Here is a 20,976-nt window from a genome sequence, read left to right on the forward strand (position 1 = left end):
CGGATGCCCAATCCAATCAAACGCACCGTCTTTTTCGTCTCGGACGGCACCGGCCTGACTGTTGAAGCACTCGGCCACAGCCTGATGACCCAGTTCGAGGATGTCGAACTCAAGCAGATCCGCATCCCTTTCCTCGACAGCATCGCCAAGGCACAGGAAACCGTCGCCCGGATCAACGCCCAGGGCGAGTCCGACGGCATGCGGCCGATCGTCTTCACAACGCTGGTCAATCAGGATCTGGCCGGCATCGTGCATCAGGCCGATGCCTTCAGCCTGTCCTATTTCGAAACCTTCCTGGCGCCGCTTGAAGCCGAACTCGGCATCAAATCCAGCCACACGGTCGGCCGCTCGCACGGCTCGGCCGACAGTTCCGACTACAAGGACCGCATCGAGGCGATTAACTACACGCTGGCCCACGACGACGGGATTACCGACCGCGACCTGGCCGAAGCCGACGTCATTCTGGTCGCCGTCTCGCGCTGCGGCAAGACGCCGACCTCGCTCTACCTGGCCATGCAGTTCGGCCTGAAAGCCGCCAATTTCCCGCTGATTCCGGAAGACTTCGACCGCGGCCGCCTGCCGGGGACGCTGGAAAAGCACCGCGCCAAGCTGTTCGGCCTGACCATCCAGCCGGAACGCCTGCACCAGATCCGCGAAGAACGCCGGGCCGACAGCAAATACGCCTCGCTGGCCAACTGCCGCTATGAAATTGCCGAAGCCGAAAAGATGATGCGCCGCGAAGGTATCCGCTGGCTGGATTCGTCGACCAAGTCGATCGAGGAAATCTCGACCACCGTGCTGCAGGAATTAAAGCTGCGCTAGTTTCCGGCGCAGCGTCTCGAACAGGCAGATGGCAGCCGCTGCCCCGACGTTCAGGGACTCGACGGTGCCGGGCATCGGAATGCGAATCTTGAGCCGGGCGGCGGCGATCAACTCGGGCCGGACGCCCAGCCCTTCGGCGCCGAACACCCAGGCGAGCGGCGTGGTCCACGTCGCTTCGTAAAGCGAGGTGGCGCCATCGAGGCAAGTCACCGCCGTTGTTCCCTGGTAGTCCGCGAGGAAGGCGCCAAGGTCGGCATCCTCGTGTAGCGCCAGGACAAAATGGGCGCCCTGCCCGGCCCGCAATACCTTGGGCGACCATACCGCGGCACAGCCGGGCGACAACAATACCTGTTTGATACCGGCGGCCGCCGCCGTGCGCAGCAAGGTGCCGACATTGCCCGGATCCTGGATGCCATCGAGCAAAACGGCATCTTGCTGGCGATCTGGCGCGGCCACCCGGGTCGGCATATCGACCACGGCCAGCAGGCCGCTCGGCGTATCGACCAGCCCGAGATCGCGCATCAGGCTGTCGGCCAGCACCACGCTTTCCCGGCCGGCGATATAGCTGGCGATTTCGCCCTCCGCCACCTTCGACTCGGCAACGACCAACGTAGCGACCGGCCCGCAGGCCAATTCGTAGGCCTCGACCAGATGCACGCCGTCGAGCAGCGTCTGCCCGGTTTTGCGCCGCTCGCGACCGGATTCGGCCAGCCGCTTCAAGGACTTGAAAAGCGGGTTGTCGCGCGACTGGATATGCTTCATAGCAACGAAAGCTGTTTGGCCACCGGCCCGAAGCTGCGCCGATGCACCGGCGAGGCACCATGCGCTGCCAGGGCTTGGCAATGCGCCGCCGTCGGATAACCCATGTGGCGGTCAAAACCGTACGCCGGATACTGCTGGTGCAAGACCAGCATGCCGGCATCGCGCACCGTCTTGGCAAGGATCGAGGCGGCGGCAATCGAGGCAATCTTGCCATCGCCCTTGACCACCGCTTCAACCGGCATCTGCAGTTGCGGACAGCGATTGCCGTCGACCAGGGCACCGGTCGGCAGCACCGCCAGTGCCGCCACGGCACGCTGCATGGCAAGGAAAGTCGCCTGCAGGATGTTCAGGCGATCGATTTCCTCGACGCTCGCTTCGCCCACCGCCCAGGCGACGGCCCGCTCGCGAATCAGCACCGCCAGCGCATCGCGCTTCTTTTCGCTGAGCTTTTTCGAATCGTTCAAACCGGGGATCGGCCTGGCCGGATCGAGTATCACCGCCGCGGCCACCACCGGCCCGGCCAGCGGCCCCCGCCCGGCCTCGTCGATGCCGCAGACGAGACCGACCGGGATGATCAGTTCAGACATTGGATGACCGCGTTGGCGGCCTTCTCGGCCGTGTTCTGGCGCAACTGCAGATGGATCTCGGTAAAGGCCTCGGCGATTGCCGCGGCGTTTTCCTTGTCTTCATACAAGCCGACCAGCGCCTCGGCCAGGTTTTCCGGGGTGGCCTGATCCTGCAGGATTTCCGGAACGATCGCTCGCCCCGCCAAGACATTCGGCAGGCCGACAAAGGCCTGGTAGGCCATGCGCTTCATGATCCAGTACGAAAGCTTGGCAATCTTGTAGGTGATCACCATCGGCCGCTTGATCAGCGCCGCTTCGAGGGTCGCTGTACCGCTCGCCACCAGCGAAACGTCGGCCGCCCCCAGCGCCTCCTGGGCATGGCCGAACAACAGGCGGAACGGGATATCCGCCGCCTGCTGCTGGTAGATGGCCATCTCGAACTGCAGACGGGTTTCACGCGTCGCCAGCGGGACGACGAACAGCGCGTTGGGCAGGAAACGCTGGCGGATGATTTTCGCCGTCTGGACGAAGGTATCGGCCATCATTTCCAGCTCGCCCTTGCGACTGCCCGGCAGCAACGCAAAAACCGGCACATCCCTGGCGATGCCGAGCATTTCGCGCACCGCACGCTGGCTGGTTTCGAGCGGAATGATGTCGGCCAACGGATGCCCGACATAGGTCACCGGAATATGCGCTTTTTCGTAGAGCGGTGGCTCCATCGGAAAAAGCGCCAGCACGCGATTGACCGCCTTGGCAATCTTCTTGATCCGCCCACCCCGCCAGGCCCAGATCGACGGGCTGACGTAATGGATGGTCTTGACGCCCGCCGACTTGAGATTGGTTTCCAGGCCCAGATTGAAATCCGGCGCATCGACACCGATAAAGATATCGGGCCGGATATCGAGCAAACGCTTCTTCAACTGGCGACGAATGCCGGAAATTTCCCGATAGTGCTTCAAGGCATCGACATAGCCCATCACCGCCAGCTTTTCCATCGGCCACCAGGCGTCGAAACCTTGGGCTTGCATCTTCGGGCCGCCGATGCCATAGAAAATGGCATCCGGCAATTTGGCCTTGAGCGAGGCGATCAAATGGCTGGCCAGGAGATCCCCGGAGGCCTCCCCCGCCACCATCGCAATCCGTACCGAACTTCCCATCAGCGAATAATGCCTCGCTTGGAGACTGCCAGGAAATCGACGAAGCGCTGCACGTCCGGCTGCGTCTTGGCTTCCTCGGCCAGCTTCAACTTCGCTTCTTCGAGCAGCAGCCCGGACTTGTACAGGGTGCGATAAGCCCGCTTCAATGCGCTCAACGACTCCGCGGTAAAGCCGCGGCGTTTCAATCCTTCAACATTGATGCCATACGGCGTTGCCGTATTGCCGGCCGCCATCAGGTAAGGCGGGACATCCTGCAGGACGACCGTACCAACCGCCGTCATCACGTGCGCGCCGACGCGGCAGAACTGATGCACCCCGGTATAGCCGCCAAGAATGGCCCAGTCGTCGATCACCACGTGGCCGGCCAGTTGGGCATTGTTGGCGAATGTCGTTTTGTTGCCGACCTGACAATCGTGGGCAATATGGACGTAAGCCATGATCCAGTTGTCGTCGCCGATCCTTGTCGCACCGGCATCCTGGACGGTGCCGAGATTGAAGGTGCAGAACTCGCGAATCGTGTTGCGGTCGCCGATTTCCAGACGGGTCGGCTCGCCGGCGTATTTCTTGTCCTGCGGCACTTCACCAAGCGAGCAAAACTGGAAAATCCGATTCTCGCGGCCGATACGGGTATGGCCCTTGATCACTACGTGGGAGCCGATGACGGTGTTGTCGCCAATTTCGACATCGGCGCCAATGATCGAATACGGGCCGATTTCGACGTTTGCGCCGATCCTGGCGCCCGGATCAACAAGAGCGGTCGCGTGGATCATCTCAGATATCCCGCTGGGCGCACATCAGCTTGCCTTCCGCCACGACCTGGCCATCAACCCGGGCCTCGGCGACGTATTTCCAGATACCGCGCATCTGACGGGCAATCTGGACGTGCAGGTGCAACTGGTCGCCGGGCATGACCGGCTTCTTGAAACGGCACTCGTCGATGCCGACAAAATAGAAGACGGAATTGGCATCCGGCTTGGTGTCCATGGTCTTGAACGACAGGATGCCGGCCGCCTGGGCCAGGGCTTCCATGATCAGCACGCCCGGCATCACCGGATGGTGCGGAAAGTGGCCGACAAAATACGGCTCGTTCATCGTGATGTTCTTGTAGGCGTGGATCGACTTGCCGGGCACAACCTCGAGCACCCGATCAACCAGCAGGAACGGATAACGATGCGGCAAGTGCTCAAGAATCTCGTGGATATCCATTAAATCAACCCTCTCCATTAATATTTTTCAGTTTTTTCTCTAGTTCCGCGACACGCTCGGCCAGCTTGCCCAGATGGCGGATTTGCGCCGCGTTGTGCAACCAGTGGCTGTGCTCTTCAAGCGGAAAAACGCTGGTGTATTGCCCCGGCTTGGTAATGTTCTTCATGACCAGCGAACCGCCGGAAATCACTGCCCCGGAGGCAATCGTCACATGGCCGGCGATCATCGCCGCGCCGCCGACGATCACGTTGTCCTTCAATTCGACGCTACCGGCAATCGCCGCACAGGCGGCGATCACGCAGTGTTTGCCGATCACGCAGTTGTGCCCGATCTGAATCTGGTTATCAAGCTTGCAGCCATCGCCGATCACGGTGTCATCCAGCGCACCGCGGTCAACCGTCGTGCTGGCGCCGATTTCGACATCGTCGCCGATCACTACCCGGCCGATCTGCGGGATCTTGACCCATTGCCCCTTGTCCGGCGCAAAACCGAAGCCGTCAGCGCCAATCACCACCCCTGAATGAATGATCGCATGGCACCCGATTTCGCAACCGGCATAAATGCTGACATTCGGAAACAGCACGCTGCCATCGCCAACCTTGACTCCATCGCCAAGAACACAACCGGCATGAATGACAACGCCTTCACCCAGCAGCACATCCGAACCAATACTGGCATGCGGCCCGATGCTGGCACTCGCCGGCACCGGAGAGCCGCAATGGGCCGAAGGATGAACCCCGGGTGCCGCAGCCTGAGGCGGATTGAGCAAACTGGCCAGACGAGCGTAATAGGCATACGGATTCGCGGTCACGATACGCGGCAAGGCCACCGCATCGGCAAAATCCGGCGACACGATCACGGCGGCCGCCTTGGTCGTTTGCAACTGGCTTTTGTATTTCAGGTTAGCCAGAAAGCCGATCTCGCCGTCGCCAGCCGAGGCCAGCGTCGCCACTTGGAAGATCAGCGTTTGGCTGTCACCAAGCACATCGCCGCCCAGACGGGCGGCGATATCAGCCAGCGAGAGGGCAACACCCGCCGCACCAGGCATTACTTGCCTTCGGCAAGTGCCTTGATCACGCGTTCGGTGATATCCAGCTTCGGGCTCACCCAGACAACATCCTGCAGAATCAGGTCGTACTTGTCGCTTTCGGCAATCTGCTTGATCGCCTTGTTGGCTTTCTCGATCACCGCTGCATTTTCTTCGTTCTGGCGAAGGTTCAGGTCTTCGCGGAACTCACGCTGCTTGCGCTGGAATTCGCGCGACAACTCGCCAAACTCCTTTTCCTTGGACCGACGGTCACTTTCGGCCATCGTCACGGAATTCTTCTCGAGATTTTCCTGCAAGCCCTGCAACTGCTTGGCCATGCGCTGCAGGTCCTGATCGCGCTTGGCGAACTCGCCTTCCAGCTTCTTGGCAGCCTTTTGAGCAGCCGGTGCATCGCGGAAAATCCGCTGGGTATTGACATACCCGACCTTCAACTCCACCGCATTGGCGCCGGTAACAAACAAGGCGGACATCACGGTAGCGAGAACTAGCGACTTAACTTTCAAGATGACACTCCTGAATTAAAAAGTGGTGCCCAACTGGAACTGGAACGACTCGGTTTGGTCCGAGTCCTTCTTGTTGAGCGGCAAACCAAAACTGAATTTTAGCGGCCCGATTGGCGAAATCCACGCTGCCGACAGCCCTGTCGAATAGCGCAGGTCGTCCAGCGCGATATTCTGCCCCTTGCCATAGACCTGCCCCGCATCAAAGAACCAGCCCATGCGTAAACTCTTTTCCATCCCCGGCAAGCTCCACAGCAACTCGGCATTGCCGATGAATCGACGGTTGCCACCGATACGATATTCACTTCCGGAGTCATTGAAGACGGGGCCCAGCGAAGAAGCCTTGTAGCCCCGCACCGAATTGACACCACCGGCATAGAAATTCTTATAGAAGGGCAAGCCCTTGCCACCGTAACCCTCAGCATAGCCGACCTCGCCATTCAGCATCAGCGTAAATTTGCTGTTCAGCGGGACAAAATGCTGAAGCTGATAGTTGGCCCGGTAATAGGTTAGATCCCCGCCCGGCACGGCAACTTCGACACCGGCCTTCTGATAGGTTCCTCTGGTCGGCAGGAAAAAGCTGTCCTTTCCATCACTGACCCAGTTCAAGGTAACGGGAATGGAAAGATTGGTATCGCCAAACTCACGAACGAAATCCTTGTAATACTTGGGACTATCGTCATAAGTCGTAATGCTCGTCGTATCGAGACCGACACCGAAGCCCAGCGATTCCTTCTCACCGATCGGAAAGCCAAAGCGAATGCCACCGCCGGTGGATGCCGAGGTGTAATTGGCAATCGCCGTCGACGAAGTATTGACCGTACGATGATAGACATCAAAGCCCTGGCTGACCCCATCCGGCGTGAAATATGGATTGGTGTACGAAAACACATAGGTCCGGTAGGACTTCGCCGAATTCACCTGAATCGCGACGTTATTACCGCTACCGAGGAAGTTGTTCTGGGCAATCGAGCCCGACAAAATAACCTTATCCGTGCTCGACGTCCCCACCCCAAGCATCAGATTGCCGGTCGGCTTTTCGGTGACGCTCAGATTAACGTCGACCTGATCGGCGGTCCCAGGCACAGCCGGTGTTTCGACCGCGACATCGGTAAAATAACCAAGCCTATCGATCCGCTGTTTGGAGGCGGAAACACGGTCGGCGTCGTACCAGCCACCTTCCATCTGGCGGATTTCGCGCCGAATCACTTCATCGCGCGTCTTGGTATTTCCCGTCAAATTGATACGACGGACGTAAACACGCTTGCCCGGGTCGACGAAGATGGTGAATGCCACCTTGCGCTTTTCTTTGTCGATTTCCGGCGACGCATTGACATTGGCGAAGGCGTAGCCCTGTTTTCCCAGTCGGTCACCTATCGCCTTGGTCGATTCGTTCAGGCGTTCGCGCGAAAAGACGTCGCCAGGCTTAACCGTAACCAGTTTCTTCAACTCGTCTTCAGGAAGCGAGAAATCACCGGCCAGCTTCACGGAGGAAACCTGATAGCGCTCACCTTCGGTCAGGTTAACCGTGATGTAAACATCCTGCTTGTCGGGGGAGATGGAAACCTGCGTCGATTCGACGTTGAATTCCAGGTAACCCTGATTCATGTAGAAAGACTTCAGTTTCTCAAGGTCACCCGATAGCTTCTGGCGGGAATACTGGTCATTCTTGGTGTACCAGGTCAGCCAGCCAGGCGTCGTCAACTCGAACTGGGCGAGCAGGTCTTTTTCCTTGAAGGACTTTGCCCCGACAAGGTTGATCTGTTTGATTTTAGCGGCAACGCCTTCTTCGACGTTGAAATTCACGCCGACCCGGTTGCGCTCCAGCGGGGTAACCGTCGTGGTGATGTTGACGCCATATTTGCCGCGCGTCAGATACTGACGCTTCAACTCCTGCTCCGCCTTTTCGAGCAGGGCGCGATCGAAGATGCGCCCTTCGGCGATCCCCGTTTCCTTGAGCGCCTTGACGATTACATCCTTCTCGAATTCCTTCATGCCGACAAAATCGAGCTTGGCGATGGCCGGGCGCTCCTGGAGCACGATGACCATCACACCCTTGTCCACTTCGATCCGGACATCCTTGAAGAAACCGGTGGCGAACAGCGCCTTGATAGACTGGGCAGCCTTTTCATCGGTCAGCGTATCGCCGACCTTGACCGGCAGATAACTGAACACCGTACCGGCTTCGGTACGCTGAATGCCCTCGACACGGATATCCTTGACCGCAAAAGGCTCGAAAGCCAGTGCAGGTACGGCGAAAAAGCTGGCAATCAGGACCGACAACAGGGATTTATTCATTATTCAGCCGAAGAACAGGCGATTCAAGTCGTTAAAAAAGGCGAAAGCCATCAGGACAACAAGGATAGACACGCCGATCTGCTGCGCGATCTCCATGGCACGCTCGGAAAGCGGCCGACGCCTGACGACTTCAATCATATGATACATCAAATGCCCGCCATCCAGCACCGGGATGGGGAGCAGATTGAGCACCCCCAGGCTGATGCTGACCAGCGCCATGAACTTGATGTAGTAATCGAATCCGAGCTTGGCAGATTGCCCGGCGTAGTCGGCAATCGTTACCGGGCCGGAGAGGTTTTTCAACGACACTTCGCCGGTCAGCATCTTGCCCATCATGACGAGACTGAACACCGATTTATCCCAGGTTTCAATCAGCGCCTTGCCGCCCGACGCGAAGAAACCATAGCGCACGAAGGTGTGCATCTCACGTCGTGCCTGGCCGCCATCGGCAACCGCCACGCCAATTTTTCCGACCACCCGTCCACGCTCGGAAACCGACTCCGGAACCACGTCAACCGTCGCAACCCGACCTTGCCGCTCGAATTCGACGCGAATGGAACGCCCGGCCGCATCGCGGACATACAAGACCAGTTCATGCCAGACCGAGATCGCCCGGCCATCGAGGGCCAGTATTTTATCGCCCGACTGCAGGCCGGCCTGCGCTCCGGGTGAGCCCGCGACTACTTTACCGAGCACGGGCGGCAGCAGGGGACGGTAAAAGGTGATGCCGAGACGGTCCAGCGCATCGCCCTCCCAGCCTTGCTCGCCGGCCGCACTCAGATAAAGGCGGCGGACAGCAACTTCATTTTGTTCATTGATCACTTCAAGCTCGGTGCTTTCCTGATCAACCGCTTTCTGCAAAAGCAACCAGCGAAAATCGTTCCAGGTCGCAACCGGCTGCCCATCGACCGCCCGGACCCGTTCACCGTTGCCGACCGAGGCCATCGCCGCGGGAGTCCCGGCCGGTGGCGTCCCGAGAACCGGTAGCAATTCCTCGCTACCGAGCATGAACACGACCCAATAAAGGAGAATCGCCAGGATGAAATTGGCGATTGGCCCGGCCGCGACAATCAGGCTGCGTTTGCCAACCGTCTGGCGGTTGAAGGCCCGATGCCGTTCGTCCGGCGCCACCTCGGCTTCACGCTCGTCGAGCATCTTGACGTAGCCACCCAACGGGAAGACGCTGACCGCCCATTCCGTCTGATCGCGCCCCAGACGCTTCTGCCACAGCACGCGACCAAAGCCGATCGAGAAACGCAAGACTTTTACGCCACAAAGGCGGGCTACCGCGTAGTGCCCGAATTCATGAACGACGATCAGGGTGCAGAGCACCAACAGGAAGGCAGCGGGATAAAACAGCAGGTCGCTCACCCGAAACGCTTTTCCAGAATCATTTGCCGTGCCAGACGGCGAGCCTCGGCATCGGCGCCCAGCACATCGGCCAGACTACCCTCCGGCCCGGCCGGCAGAGCAGCCAGCACAGCCTCATTCAACCGGGCAATGCCGAGGAAGGACATCTGAACATCGAGAAAAGCGGCAACGGCAACCTCGTTGGCGGCATTCAGGATGGCCGATGCCGTTCCACCTTCGCGCAATACGTCATAGGCCAATTGCAGACAGCGAAAACGCTCGAAGTCCGGCTCGCAGAAATCCAGATGGGCGACCTTGAACAGATCCAGCGACTCGACGCCGGAGTCGATCCGTTCCGGGTAGGCCAAGGCGTAGGCAATCGGCGTTCGCATGTCGGGGTTACCCATCTGCGCCAACACCGAACCATCGGCATACTGCACCGCCGAATGGATCACGCTTTGCGGATGGACCACGACCTGGATCAACTCGGCCGGAGCGGCAAACAGCCAGTGCGCCTCGATGACCTCCAGCCCCTTGTTCATCATGGTCGCCGAATCGACCGATATTTTCCGGCCCATGACCCAGTTGGGATGGGCGCAAGCCTGATCCGGCGTGACATTGGCCAGTTCGCTCAGCGGTGTATTGCGGAACGGGCCACCGGAAGCCGTGAGCAGGATTTGTCGCACGCCACAGGCGGCCAAGCCGCGCCCGAAGCCGACCGGCAGCGACTGAAAGATTGCATTGTGTTCGCTATCCACCGGCAGCAGTACCGCGCCATGCTCACGTACCGCCTGCATGAACAGTTCGCCGGCCATGACCAGAACTTCCTTATTGGCCAGCATCACCTTCTTGCCGGCCTTGGCAGCGGCCAGCGTCGGTTCCAGGCCGGCCGCCCCGACAATCGCCGCCATCACCGAATCGACCTCGGGCAAGGCGGATAATTCGATCAAGGCTTCGACGCCATGGCGGACTTCGATATCAAGCCGGGCCTGACGGCAGCGTTCGGCCAGTTGTCCGGCAAGCCGGGCATCGCGCAGCACGGCAAAGCGAGGCAGGAACTCGAGGCATTGTTCGAACAGCTTGTCGACCTGAGTGTGGGCGCACAATGCAAAAACCTTGTAGCGATCGGGATGGCGCCGAATCACGTCGAGCGTACTGACGCCGATCGAACCGGTCGAGCCCAAGATCGTGACGTTCTTGATAGTCATTTTGGGGAGTAAGCCACGAGCAGCCAGAACAGCGCGACAACGGGGAGCGTCGACGTCAGGCTGTCGATCCGGTCAAGGACGCCACCGTGCCCCGGGAGAATATTGCTGCTGTCCTTGATCCCCGACTTGCGCTTGAGCAAGGACTCGTAGAGATCGCCAATGATGCTGACGGCGGTAATGCCGAACAGGGCCAGAATCCAGAAAGGCAGTGACAACACATCAAGACCGAACATCTGCCGTACCGCCAGGCCGTAGATCACCACCCCGACAGCCGCGCCGATCGCTCCTTCCCAGGTTTTTCCCGGACTGATCGAGGGCGCCAGCTTGTGCTTGCCGAAAGCCTTGCCAGAAAAATAGGCCGCGATATCGGCCATCCAGACAACGGCAAAAATACCAAGCAAGACGCCGGGACCAAGCGTACGCAGCTGAACCATGGCCAGCCAAGTCGGGAACAGCACGACCGCCCCGATCAGCAATCCGGAAATACCGACCAGCGACCATTTTTTTTGCAGCCACAATGGCACGATCAGGCACCAGAACACTGCCGCACTAGCGTAGGTCAGCAACACCCAGCCTGGCGCCGGTTCGAACCCAGCAGCTGCACTGATCGCCTGCGGTGCGAGCATGGAAACCGCGGCGCAAATCAGCGCGGTGATGCCCCCCAGTACCACGCGCGACGCGCTCGGCCAAGCGAGTAGAGCCCCCCACTCCCAAGCGGCGACCCCGATGAAAGCGGCGACCAGCAAGGCCCAGTTTGCCTGGGGAAGGAAGAACAGGCTGGGCAGCAGCAGGGCCAGCAAGACCAGCGCAGTGATAATGCGGGTCTTAAGCATTTGGCTTTCCCGCGAGCTGTTCGCTGGTTCGCCCGAAACGCCGCTCGCGTTGCTGGTAGGAAGCAATTGCCTTGTCGAACTCGCTCTTGTCGAAATCGGGCCACAAGGTCGGCGTGAAAAACAGTTCGGTATAGGCCAACTGCCAGAGCAGGAAATTACTGATGCGCTGCTCACCACCGGTGCGGATGAAGAGATCAGGCTCCGGCGCGAAACTCATCGCCAGGTGCGGCTCGAGATCCGTTTCGCTCCAGCTGTCGCGCTTCTCGGGCTGGGCGGCGAGCATCCGGTTCATTGCCTGCATGATGTCCCAACGACCGCCGTAATTGGCGGCGATGGTCAGATCGAGGCGGGTATTGAGCGCCGTCTTTTCCTCGGCCTGACGAATCAAGCCCTGCAGGCGCGGCTCGAAGGCGGAAAGATCACCGATGATGCGCAGGCGGACGCCGTTGCGGTCGAGCTTCTCGACTTCCTGCTCGAGCGCCTTGACGAACAGCTGCATCAGGAGAGACACCTCCTCCTGTGGCCGCCGCCAGTTTTCGGACGAGAAGGCAAACAGCGTCAGGTACTGGATGCCGCGCTCAAGACAGGCGCGGACCATTTTGCGGACCAGCTCGACACCCTTGACATGCCCGGCAACGCGCGGCAGAAAGCGCTTTTTGGCCCAGCGCCCGTTGCCGTCCATGATGACGGCAACGTGGTGCGGCACGGCCGCCGTTTCGGGAAGCTGTTGCGTCGAACTCGAGAAAAGTGCCATTCAGCCGGAGCAGCTAGAAACGGCGATCAAACCTGCATCAGCTCGGCCTCTTTGGCGGCGAGCATCTTGTCTACGTCGGCGATGAACTTGTCGGTCAATTTCTGGACGTCGTCCTGCGCCTTGCGCTCGTCGTCCTCGGGAATCTCGCCCTTTTTCAAGGCTTCCTTGAGATGGGCAATGGCGTCGCGACGCAGGTTGCGGATCGCCACCTTGGCGGCCTCACCTTCGGTCTTGACGACCTTGATCAGGTCGCGGCGCCGCTCTTCGGTCAGCGCCGGCATCGGCACCCGGATCAGATCGCCCTGGGTGGCTGGATTGAGGCCGAGGTCGGAATCGCGAATGGCCTTTTCAACCTTCTGGACCAGATTCTTTTCCCACGGCTGAACGCCGATGGTCCGGGCATCAACCAGGGTGATGTTGGCGACTTGATTGACCGGCATCATCGAGCCGTAATAATCGATCTGGATATGATCCAGAAGGCCGGTATGGGCGCGGCCGGTACGAATCTTGAGGAGGTCGTTCTTCAACGCATCCAGAGATTTCTGCATCTTGCTTTCAGCGGTTTTCTTGAGTTCGGCAATCATCTCTATTCTTCTTCCTCAGCAATAGACCAGCGTACCTTCATTTTCACCACAAACCACGCGCTTCAGCGCGCCGGCCTTGAAAATGGAAAATACGTTGATCGGCAATTTTTGATCGCGACAAAGCGCGAAGGCGGTCGCATCCATAACCGCCAGATTCTTCGAGATCGCCTCGTTGAAGCTGATCTTGTCGTAACGGGTCGCCGCCGGATCCTTCTTGGGATCGGCGGTGTAGATACCGTCAACCTTGGTCGCCTTGAGGACGATTTCCGCACCGATTTCCGAGCCGCGCAGGGCTGCGGCGGTATCGGTCGTAAAAAATGGATTGCCGGTACCGGCGCCAAAAATCACGATCTTGCCTTCTTCCAGATAACGGATGGCCTTGCCGCGAATGTAGGGCTCGATCACCTGCTCGATATTCAAGGCCGACTGGACGCGGGCATTCAGCCCGCATTGACGCATCGCATCGGACAGCGCCATGGCATTCATCACCGTGGCCAGCATGCCCATGTAATCAGCGGTGGCGCGATCCATCCCGGTGGCCGTACCGGCCATGCCGCGGAAGATATTGCCGCCGCCGATCACGACACCAATTTCCACACCCAGGTCGGCGACCGCCTTGATTTCTCCGCAAATGCCCGCGATGGTCTGCGGATTGATGCCGTAGGCGTCATTGCCCATCAGGGCCTCGCCGGAGAGTTTCAGGAGAATCCGCTTGAACTTGGGTGTGGTCATTGGCATGTCCTTACTTGTTACTTCTTGGCAGCAGCAGCGGCAGCCTGGGCGGCGACTTCAGCAGCGAAATCGTCAACCTTCTTCTCGATGCCTTCGCCAACCAGGAACAGGCTGAAGCCGGCGACGGAGGCGCCCTTGGCCTTCAACAACTGCTCGATGGTTTGCTTGCCGTCTTCAGCCTTGACGAAGACCTGACCGAGCAGCGTAACGTCCTTCAGATACTTCTGAACGGTACCTTCGGCGATCTTTTCCAGCATCGCTTCCGGCTTGCCGGCTTCGCGGGCCTTTTCGATGGCGACACGGCGCTCGGTATCGAGCAGCTCGGCGGAAACACCCGAGGAGTCGACCGACTTCGGCTTGGAAGCGGCGATGTGCATCGCCAGATCCTTGCCCAGTTGCTCGTCACCGCCGACCAGATCAACCACGACGCCAACCTTCGAACCGCCGTGGATGTAGGACTGCAGCTTGCCCTTGGCTTCGAAGCGAACGAAACGGCGGATCGTCATGTTCTCGCCAATCTTGCCGACCAGTGCGGAACGGGTCGATTCGACGGTGCCTTCGCCCATCGGCAGCGCGGACAGCGCAGCGACGTCGGCCGGGTTGTTGGCAGCGACCAGGGCGGCACTGCCGTTGGCCAAAGCGATGAATTCGTCGTTCTTGGCCACGAAGTCGGTTTCGCTATTGACTTCGATCATGGCACCGGTCTTGCCGTCAGCACTGATGCTGATCGCCACGATACCTTCTGCGGCGATGCGGCTGGCTGCCTTGGTCGCCTTGTTGCCGAGCTTGACGCGGAGGATCTCTTCGGCCTTGACCATGTCGCCATCGGCTTCGGTCAGCGCCTTCTTGCATTCCATCATGGGTGCGTCGGTCTTGCCGCGCAGTTCTGCCACCATGCCTGCGGTAATTGCCGCCATACTTATCTCCTGAGCTTATAAAACGGGCGGAGCTTGACGCTCCGCCGTTACAACCTTATTGCGCTGCTTCGTCCTGAACTTCGACGAACTCGTCATCGCCACCGGCGGCAACGATTTCCTGAATGACCTGGCTGCGGCCTTCGAGGATGGCATCGGCCACGCCACGGGCGTAGAGCTGAATGGCGCGCGAAGAGTCATCGTTACCCGGGATGACGTAAGCAACACCGTCCGGGGAGTGGTTGGTATCGACCACGCCGATGACCGGAATACCCAGCTTGCTGGCTTCGGTGATGGCGATCTTGTGGTAGCCGACGTCGATGACGAAGATGGCGTCCGGCAGGCCGGCCATATCCTTGATACCGCCGATGGACTTCTGCAGCTTTTCCAGTTCGCGACGGAAAGTCAGCGCTTCCTTCTTCGGCATGCGCTCGAGTTCGCCGGCCTCGACGGCGATTTCCATGTCTTTCAGACGCTTGATCGAGGTGCGGACCGTCTTGAAGTTGGTCAGCATGCCGCCCAGCCAGCGCTGATCAACGAACGGCGCGCCGGCGCGGAGCGCTTCTTCGCCGATGATTTCGCGAGCCTGACGCTTGGTGCCGACGAACAGGATGTTGCCGCGATTGCCGGCCAGCTTCTTCACGAAAGCGATGGCTTCGTTGTACTTGGCCAGGGTCTTTTCGAGGTTGACGATGTGAATCTTGTTGCGTGCACCGAAGATGTACGGTGCCATCTTGGGGGACCAGAAACGGGTTTGGTGGCCGAAGTGCACACCGGCCTCCAGCATTTGACGCATGGTTACGGACATAATAAAACTCCTTAAGGGTTGAACCGCCACCCGCCGGAAACGCCCGCCATTCTTATGTTCTGGCGCGCACCCTTAATCGGCGAATGTGTGGATTTTGGTTGCACACATAACGTGTACAACCGTTCTTTCCAGCCATGATGGCTGAGAAAAACCCGCAGATTATAGCAGCAGATTGAAGGGTCTAAAAGCCTAATAGCCGTTCTGCTTGAGTGCCAGCAGTTGCAGCATGCGCACCAGATAGGGTTGCCAGTCGGGCATCTGCAAGCCGAAATCGTTTTCGAGCCGCGTGCAGTCGAGGCGCGAATTGGCCGGACGGCGAGCGGGCGTCGGATATTCGGCAGTGGTGATCGGCCGAATCGCTTCCGGCTTCAGACGCAGATCAAAGCCCGGCGCCGGACCGGCCAGCCCGACAATGGTCCGGGCAAACTCGCACCAGCTTACCGGATGAGCCGCCGCCAGATGATAAAGACGGTTTTCGCCGGCCTCGAGCAACTGCCCGCGGCGCAGCATCGCCAACACCACGCCGGTGACGGTGGCGATCAACGCCGCCGGGGTCGGCGAACCGATCTGGTCGTCGACCACCGCCAGACTCTCCGTGTCGCGCGCCAGGCGCAGGATGGTCTTGACGAAATTGCCGCCGCGCGCCCCGAACACCCAGCTGGTCCGGAAAATCAGCGATTTACCGCCAACCGCCCGGATCGCTTCCTCACCGGCCAGCTTGGTCCGGCCATAGACACCGTGCGGCCCGGTCGCATCCGTCTCGACGTAAGGCGTTGTTTTGCAGCCGTCATAAACGTAGTCGGTCGAATAATGGACCAGCAGGGCGCCGAGCGCCGCGGCCTCCTCGGCCAGGACACCCGGCGCCTCCGCATTGATCCGGTGAGCCAGCTCCGGCTCGCTTTCCGCCTTGTCGACCGCGGTATAGGCCGTGGCATTGACGATCAGCGCCGGTCTGACTTGCCGGATCACGGAACGAATCCGCGCCGGATCGGCCAAATCGCACTCAGCCCGCCCGCAAGCGACCACCTGGCCATGCGGCGCCAGCGAGCGCTGCAATTGCCAGCCAACCTGACCGTCCTTACCCAGCAGAAGAATACTCATCACCCACCCTGTCGCCACGAAAGCTGGCAAGTATGCCATTTACCCGGCCCCCGGCTTTGCGAAACAGTATCCATCCTTTATCCTTGACCTCTCCCCAAACCACACAGAACAGCCATGAGCATCACGATCAAGACCCCGGAAGAAATCGAAAAAATGCGCGTTGCCGGGCGTCTCGCCTCCGAAGTTCTCGACTACATCGAGCCCTTCATCAAGGCCGGCATCACCACCGAAGAAATCGACCGTCTGTGCCATGACCTGATGGTCAATGTCCAGGGCTGCATTCCCGCCCCGCTCAACTACGCACCGTCCGGTTACAAGCCCTACCCGAAATCGATCTGCACCTCGGTCAACCAGCAGGTCTGCCACGGGGTACCCGGCGACCGCGTGCTGAAGACCGGCGACATCATCAACCTCGACATCACCACCATCAAGGATGGCTATCACGGCGACACCAGCCGGATGTACATCGTCGGGGAAGGCTCGATCATGGCCCGGCGGCTGTGCGAAATCACCTTCGAATGCCTGTGGCTGGGGATTTCCGTGGTCCGTCCCGGCGCCTATCTGGGCGACATCGGCGCCATCATTCAAAAGCATGCCGAAAAGAACGGCTTTTCCGTCGTTCGCGAATTCTGCGGCCACGGCATCGGCAAGCACTTTCACGAAGACCCGCAGGTACTGCACTACGGCAAGGCCGGCACCGGCCCCCGCCTGGAGCCCGGCATGATGTTCACCATCGAGCCGATGATCAACGCCGGCAAGGCCGCGATCCGCGAAATGGCCGACGGCTGGACCATCGTCACCAAGGACCGCAGCCTCTCCGCCCAGTGGGAGCACACCTTGCTGGTTACCGATAGCGGCTACGAAATCATGACCCTGTCGGCCGGTTGCCGCCCGAAACCGGACTGGATCGCCTGATGTCGGACCATGTCGCCGCGCTACGCGCCGAAGTCAAAGCCAATCAAAGCCAGCTTCAGCAGCAATACGAACAAACCGGCGACGCCAACGCGCTGCTCCGGCAACGCTGCCAGCAGGTCGATGCCGTTCTGCAAAAGCTATGGGCATCGCTGAATTTCCCGGCGTCGCTGTCGCTGGCCGCGGTCGGCGGTTACGGCCGGGGCGAACTCTACCCGGCCTCCGACATCGATCTGCTGATCCTGCTGCCGCAGGAAGCCAGCCCGGCCCTGCAGGAAAAGCTCGAACAGCTGGTCGGTCACTTCTGGGACATCGGCCTCGAAATCGGGCATAGCGTGCGCACCGTCCAGGAATGCCTGAACGAGGCGGCCAAGGACATTACGGTGCAGACAGCCCTGCTCGAAGCACGCCTGCTGACCGGCAACAAAAGACTGTTTGCAACCTTCGAGAAACGCCTGCACGGCAACCTCGACCCGCTGGTCTTTTTCGAGGCCAAGCGACTGGAGCAGCAGGAGCGCTACCTGCGCTTCAACGAAACCCCCTATAGCCTGGAGCCGAACTGCAAGGACTCGCCGGGCGGTTTGCGCGACCTGCAGGTCATTTTCTGGATCGCCAAGGCGGCCGGTTACGGGGCGAGCTGGGCCGAGCTCGCGAAAAGCGCCATCCTTACCGAGGAAGGTGCCCGCCAGGCCGAGGCCTGCGAGGATTACCTCCGCCACCTGCGCATCCGCATGCACTTCACCGTCGGCCGCCGCGAAGATCGCCTGCTGTTCGACTACCAAGGCACGCTAGCGGCCCAGTACGGCTTTGTTTCGAACGATGCCAAGCGCGCGTCCGAACAGCTGATGCAGGGCTATTACCGCAACGCCAAGGCGGTCACCGTCCTCAACATCATCCTGTTGCAGAACATGGGCGCCGCGCTGACGCCGGAAAGCGAGCAGACGCCGCAAGTGCTGGACGAGGATTTCCAGTCGGTCGGCAACCTGCTCGACGTCCGCGACGAAAGCCTTTTCACCAGGAAACCGACGGCCATTTTCGACAGTTTCCTGATCATGCAGGAAAGCCACGAACTGCACGGGATGACCGCCCGCACGCTGCGCGCCCTGTGGCGCGCCGGCGAATCGGTAATCGACGACGCGTTCCGCGCCGATCCGGCCAACCGCGCAGCCTTCATGCGCCTGCTGCACAGCGAACGCGGCGTCGTCCATGAGTTCCGGCGGATGAACCAGCTCGACATACTCGGCGCCTACCTGCCAAATTTCGGGCGCATCGTCGGCCAGATGCAGCACGACCTGTTCCACGTCTATACCGTCGACCAGCACATCCTGCAGGTCATGCGCAACATCCGCCGCTTCACGATGAGCGAGTTCGCCCACGAATACCCGCTCTGTTCGCGCGTCATGAGCGAATTCGACACGCCCTGGCTGCTCTACGTCGCCGCCCTCTTCCATGACATTGCCAAGGGCCGCGGCGGCGACCATTCGGAACTCGGCACCGGCGATACGCAGGCATTCTGCGAAGCGCACGGCCTGTCGCCCGAAGACACCGAACTCGTCGTCTGGCTGGTACGCAATCACCTGAACATGTCGCAGGTCGCCCAGAAGGAAGATCTCAGCGACCCCGACGTGGTCGCCAGCTTCGCCAGCCGGGTCGGCGATGCCCGCCACCTTACCGCCCTCTACCTGCTGACCCACGCCGACATTCGCGGCACCAGCCCGAAGGTCTGGAACCAGTGGAAAGGCAAACTGCTGGCCGATCTTTACTACCTGACGCTGCATCACCTCGGCCAGGGCGAAGCGCCCGCTCCGCACGGCATCATCGCCGAGCGGCAGGCCGAAGCAATGCGTCTGCTGCGCTTCTTCGCCCTCTCGGCGACCGTCCACGAACGCCTGTGGAAGCAGCTCGATACCGTCTACTTCCTCCGCCACTCGGCCGAAGAAATCGCCTGGCACACGCGCTCGCTGCATTACCGCATCTACAACAATCAGCCGGTCGTCCGCGCCCGCCTCTACCAGGACGGCGAAGGCTTGCAGGTGATGGTCTACACCCAGGACCAGCCCGACCTCTTTGCCCGCATCGTCGGCTTTTTCGCCCGCAACGGCTACAGCATCGTGGACGCCAAGATTCACACCACGGCGCATGGCTACGCGCTCGACAGCTTCGTCGTACTCGACGTGATGAACCGCGACAACAACCGCGAAATGGTGCCTTACATCGAGCACGAGCTGGAACAGCGCCTGATCCAGCAACTGCCGCCGGAAGCCCCGTCAGCCGGCCGGCTGTCGCGCCAGGTCAAGCATTTCCCGATCAAGCCGGAAGCCAGCATTCTCGGTGACGAAAAAGGCGCCCATTTCATCCTCTCGCTGATCGCCGCCGACCGCCCCGGCCTGCTCTATACCGTCGCCAACACCCTGGCCGAGCACGGCGCCAATCTGCACACCGCGAAGATCACCACGCTCGGCGAGCGGGCCGAAGACGTCTTCCTGATCAGCGGCGGCGACCTGCGCCAGAGCGCCAGCCGGATTCGCCTGGAAACTGAGTTGATGGAACGTTTGAAGGTCTGACGGCGGGACCAAGCAGATGATAAGGCCAGGCCGGCAATCTGAAGGTTCGCTGAACCTTCAGATTAACCACGGCGCATTACCTCATTGTGCCGACGACATCAGGCCGATTGGCCTGCGTCCTGGCAGCCGACCAGCTTTTCGATAATCGCCTTGACCCGGCCCATGGCTTCCTGCAGCACGACGTCGAGGCTTTCGAAGTGGATGCCGTTGGCGCTGCTGCCGCGGCCGGCCGCATGGTTGGCGACGACGTTGATGGCGGCGTAGGGCATGCCGAGTTCGCGGGCCAGCACGGCTTCCGGCATGCCGGTCATGCCGACCAGATCGACGCCGTCGCGCTCCAGACGATTGATCTCAGCGGCCGTTTCGAGGCGCGGCCCCTGGGTTGCGGCATAGACACCACCGACCTTGATGTCGACCTGCAGTTGCTCGCCGGCTTGCTGGATGCGGCGGCACAGCTCGTGATCGTAGGGCTCGGTGAAATCGACGTGGGTCACCGGCGTGCCATTGCCGTCGAAGTAGGTGGCTTTACGGCCCCAGGTGTAATCGATGATCTGATTGGGCAGCACGATGTCGCCCGGCTGCAGGTCGCCGCGGATGCCGCCGACCGAGGCCACGGAAATGACCCCGGTGGCCTTGTAATGATGCAGAGCCCAGAGATTGGCGCGGTAATTGACCATGTGCGGCGGGATGGTGTGACCGTAGCCATGCCGCGGCAGAAACATCGCCGGCTGACCGCAGATCTGGCCAAAGACCACCGCACCGGAAGGCTCGCCGTAAGGCGTGCGAACCACTTCGCGGTGCGACACATCGAGGTTGGAGAGGGTCGTCAGACCACTGCCGCCAATAATTGCCAACAT

Annotated in this window: 21 protein-coding genes; 3 read left to right on the forward strand and 18 right to left on the reverse strand. The window is 60.4% G+C overall.

The window, feature by feature from the left end:
* Window positions 1–3 precede the first annotated feature (3 nt).
* Window positions 4–822, forward strand: coding sequence for a posphoenolpyruvate synthetase regulatory kinase/phosphorylase PpsR (gene ppsR / locus ACLIKD_RS11705; RefSeq protein WP_226416323.1), 819 nt, complete (start codon window positions 4–6; stop codon window positions 820–822).
* Here the strand turns inward: ppsR and ACLIKD_RS11710 are convergent.
* The 17 genes from ACLIKD_RS11710 to rfbD form a co-directional block, all read right to left on the reverse strand.
* Window positions 808–1,584 (reverse strand): TrmH family RNA methyltransferase, encoded by a 777-nt coding sequence (locus ACLIKD_RS11710; protein ID WP_428825201.1) that lies wholly within the window; start codon window positions 1,582–1,584, stop codon window positions 808–810. The genes ppsR and ACLIKD_RS11710 overlap by 15 nt on opposite strands.
* Entirely contained in the window at window positions 1,581–2,171 is a 591-nt protein-coding gene (rnhB, locus tag ACLIKD_RS11715) for a ribonuclease HII (protein ID WP_428825202.1), read from the reverse strand. Before rnhB ends, ACLIKD_RS11710 begins: the two co-directional genes overlap by 4 nt.
* Complete coding sequence (gene lpxB / locus ACLIKD_RS11720; protein WP_428825203.1) at window positions 2,159–3,307, reverse strand: lipid-A-disaccharide synthase; 1,149 nt, start codon at window positions 3,305–3,307, stop codon at window positions 2,159–2,161. Before lpxB ends, rnhB begins: the two co-directional genes overlap by 13 nt.
* Window positions 3,307–4,077 (reverse strand): acyl-ACP--UDP-N-acetylglucosamine O-acyltransferase, encoded by a 771-nt coding sequence (lpxA, locus tag ACLIKD_RS11725; RefSeq protein WP_226416327.1) that lies wholly within the window; start codon window positions 4,075–4,077, stop codon window positions 3,307–3,309. Before lpxA ends, lpxB begins: the two co-directional genes overlap by 1 nt.
* A 1-nt stretch (window position 4,078) precedes the next feature.
* Window positions 4,079–4,513 carry a 3-hydroxyacyl-ACP dehydratase FabZ gene (gene fabZ / locus ACLIKD_RS11730; RefSeq protein ID WP_226416328.1) on the reverse strand — a complete coding sequence of 145 codons (435 nt, stop codon included), beginning with the start codon at window positions 4,511–4,513 and terminating at the stop codon, window positions 4,079–4,081.
* A gap of 4 nt (window positions 4,514–4,517) precedes the next feature.
* On the reverse strand, window positions 4,518–5,561 hold the full coding sequence (lpxD, locus tag ACLIKD_RS11735; protein ID WP_428825204.1) for a UDP-3-O-(3-hydroxymyristoyl)glucosamine N-acyltransferase: 1,044 nt from the start codon (window positions 5,559–5,561) through the stop codon (window positions 4,518–4,520).
* A complete protein-coding gene (locus tag ACLIKD_RS11740; protein ID WP_226419918.1) occupies window positions 5,561–6,031 on the reverse strand; it encodes an OmpH family outer membrane protein in 471 nt (156 codons plus the stop codon). Before ACLIKD_RS11740 ends, lpxD begins: the two co-directional genes overlap by 1 nt.
* A 48-nt stretch (window positions 6,032–6,079) precedes the next feature.
* Window positions 6,080–8,359 (reverse strand): outer membrane protein assembly factor BamA, encoded by a 2,280-nt coding sequence (bamA, locus tag ACLIKD_RS11745; protein WP_428825205.1) that lies wholly within the window; start codon window positions 8,357–8,359, stop codon window positions 6,080–6,082.
* A gap of 3 nt (window positions 8,360–8,362) precedes the next feature.
* Window positions 8,363–9,730 (reverse strand): RIP metalloprotease RseP, encoded by a 1,368-nt coding sequence (gene rseP / locus ACLIKD_RS11750; RefSeq protein WP_428825206.1) that lies wholly within the window; start codon window positions 9,728–9,730, stop codon window positions 8,363–8,365.
* On the reverse strand, window positions 9,727–10,917 hold the full coding sequence (gene ispC, locus ACLIKD_RS11755; protein WP_428825207.1) for a 1-deoxy-D-xylulose-5-phosphate reductoisomerase: 1,191 nt from the start codon (window positions 10,915–10,917) through the stop codon (window positions 9,727–9,729). The genes rseP and ispC overlap by 4 nt, the downstream gene beginning before the upstream one ends.
* The gene (locus tag ACLIKD_RS11760) at window positions 10,914–11,750 is read right to left on the reverse strand and encodes a phosphatidate cytidylyltransferase (RefSeq protein ID WP_428825208.1); all 837 of its coding nucleotides are present in this window, start codon (window positions 11,748–11,750) and stop codon (window positions 10,914–10,916) included. The genes ispC and ACLIKD_RS11760 overlap by 4 nt, the downstream gene beginning before the upstream one ends.
* Window positions 11,743–12,504, reverse strand: a complete 762-nt coding sequence (uppS, locus tag ACLIKD_RS11765; RefSeq protein ID WP_428825209.1) for a polyprenyl diphosphate synthase — start codon at window positions 12,502–12,504, stop codon at window positions 11,743–11,745. Before uppS ends, ACLIKD_RS11760 begins: the two co-directional genes overlap by 8 nt.
* A 26-nt stretch (window positions 12,505–12,530) precedes the next feature.
* Window positions 12,531–13,088 (reverse strand): ribosome recycling factor, encoded by a 558-nt coding sequence (frr, locus tag ACLIKD_RS11770; protein WP_226416335.1) that lies wholly within the window; start codon window positions 13,086–13,088, stop codon window positions 12,531–12,533.
* A 15-nt stretch (window positions 13,089–13,103) separates the two neighbouring features.
* Complete coding sequence (pyrH, locus tag ACLIKD_RS11775) at window positions 13,104–13,820, reverse strand: UMP kinase (protein WP_226471113.1); 717 nt, start codon at window positions 13,818–13,820, stop codon at window positions 13,104–13,106.
* Window positions 13,821–13,837: 17 nt separating this feature from the next.
* Window positions 13,838–14,737 carry a translation elongation factor Ts gene (tsf, locus tag ACLIKD_RS11780; RefSeq protein WP_428825210.1) on the reverse strand — a complete coding sequence of 300 codons (900 nt, stop codon included), beginning with the start codon at window positions 14,735–14,737 and terminating at the stop codon, window positions 13,838–13,840.
* 55 nt (window positions 14,738–14,792) lie between these two features.
* Window positions 14,793–15,542 carry a 30S ribosomal protein S2 gene (gene rpsB, locus ACLIKD_RS11785; RefSeq protein ID WP_319002294.1) on the reverse strand — a complete coding sequence of 250 codons (750 nt, stop codon included), beginning with the start codon at window positions 15,540–15,542 and terminating at the stop codon, window positions 14,793–14,795.
* 189 nt (window positions 15,543–15,731) lie between these two features.
* The gene (rfbD, locus tag ACLIKD_RS11790) at window positions 15,732–16,643 is read right to left on the reverse strand and encodes a dTDP-4-dehydrorhamnose reductase (protein ID WP_226471114.1); all 912 of its coding nucleotides are present in this window, start codon (window positions 16,641–16,643) and stop codon (window positions 15,732–15,734) included.
* A gap of 114 nt (window positions 16,644–16,757) precedes the next feature.
* On the opposite strand from rfbD, the gene map reads away from it, so the two are divergent.
* Both map and ACLIKD_RS11800 read left to right on the forward strand, forming a co-directional pair.
* Window positions 16,758–17,558, forward strand: a complete 801-nt coding sequence (map, locus tag ACLIKD_RS11795; RefSeq protein ID WP_226471115.1) for a type I methionyl aminopeptidase — start codon at window positions 16,758–16,760, stop codon at window positions 17,556–17,558.
* On the forward strand, window positions 17,558–20,119 hold the full coding sequence (locus ACLIKD_RS11800) for a [protein-PII] uridylyltransferase (RefSeq protein WP_428825211.1): 2,562 nt from the start codon (window positions 17,558–17,560) through the stop codon (window positions 20,117–20,119). Before map ends, ACLIKD_RS11800 begins: the two co-directional genes overlap by 1 nt.
* 98 nt (window positions 20,120–20,217) lie before the next feature.
* On the opposite strand, the gene ACLIKD_RS11805 is transcribed toward ACLIKD_RS11800, so the two are convergent.
* Window positions 20,218–20,976, reverse strand: a complete 759-nt coding sequence (locus ACLIKD_RS11805; protein ID WP_428825212.1) for an S-methyl-5'-thioinosine phosphorylase — start codon at window positions 20,974–20,976, stop codon at window positions 20,218–20,220.

The sequence above is a fragment of the Azonexus sp. IMCC34842 genome (assembly GCF_050368855.1).
Lineage (GTDB): Bacteria > Pseudomonadota > Gammaproteobacteria > Burkholderiales > Rhodocyclaceae > Azonexus > Azonexus denitrificans_A.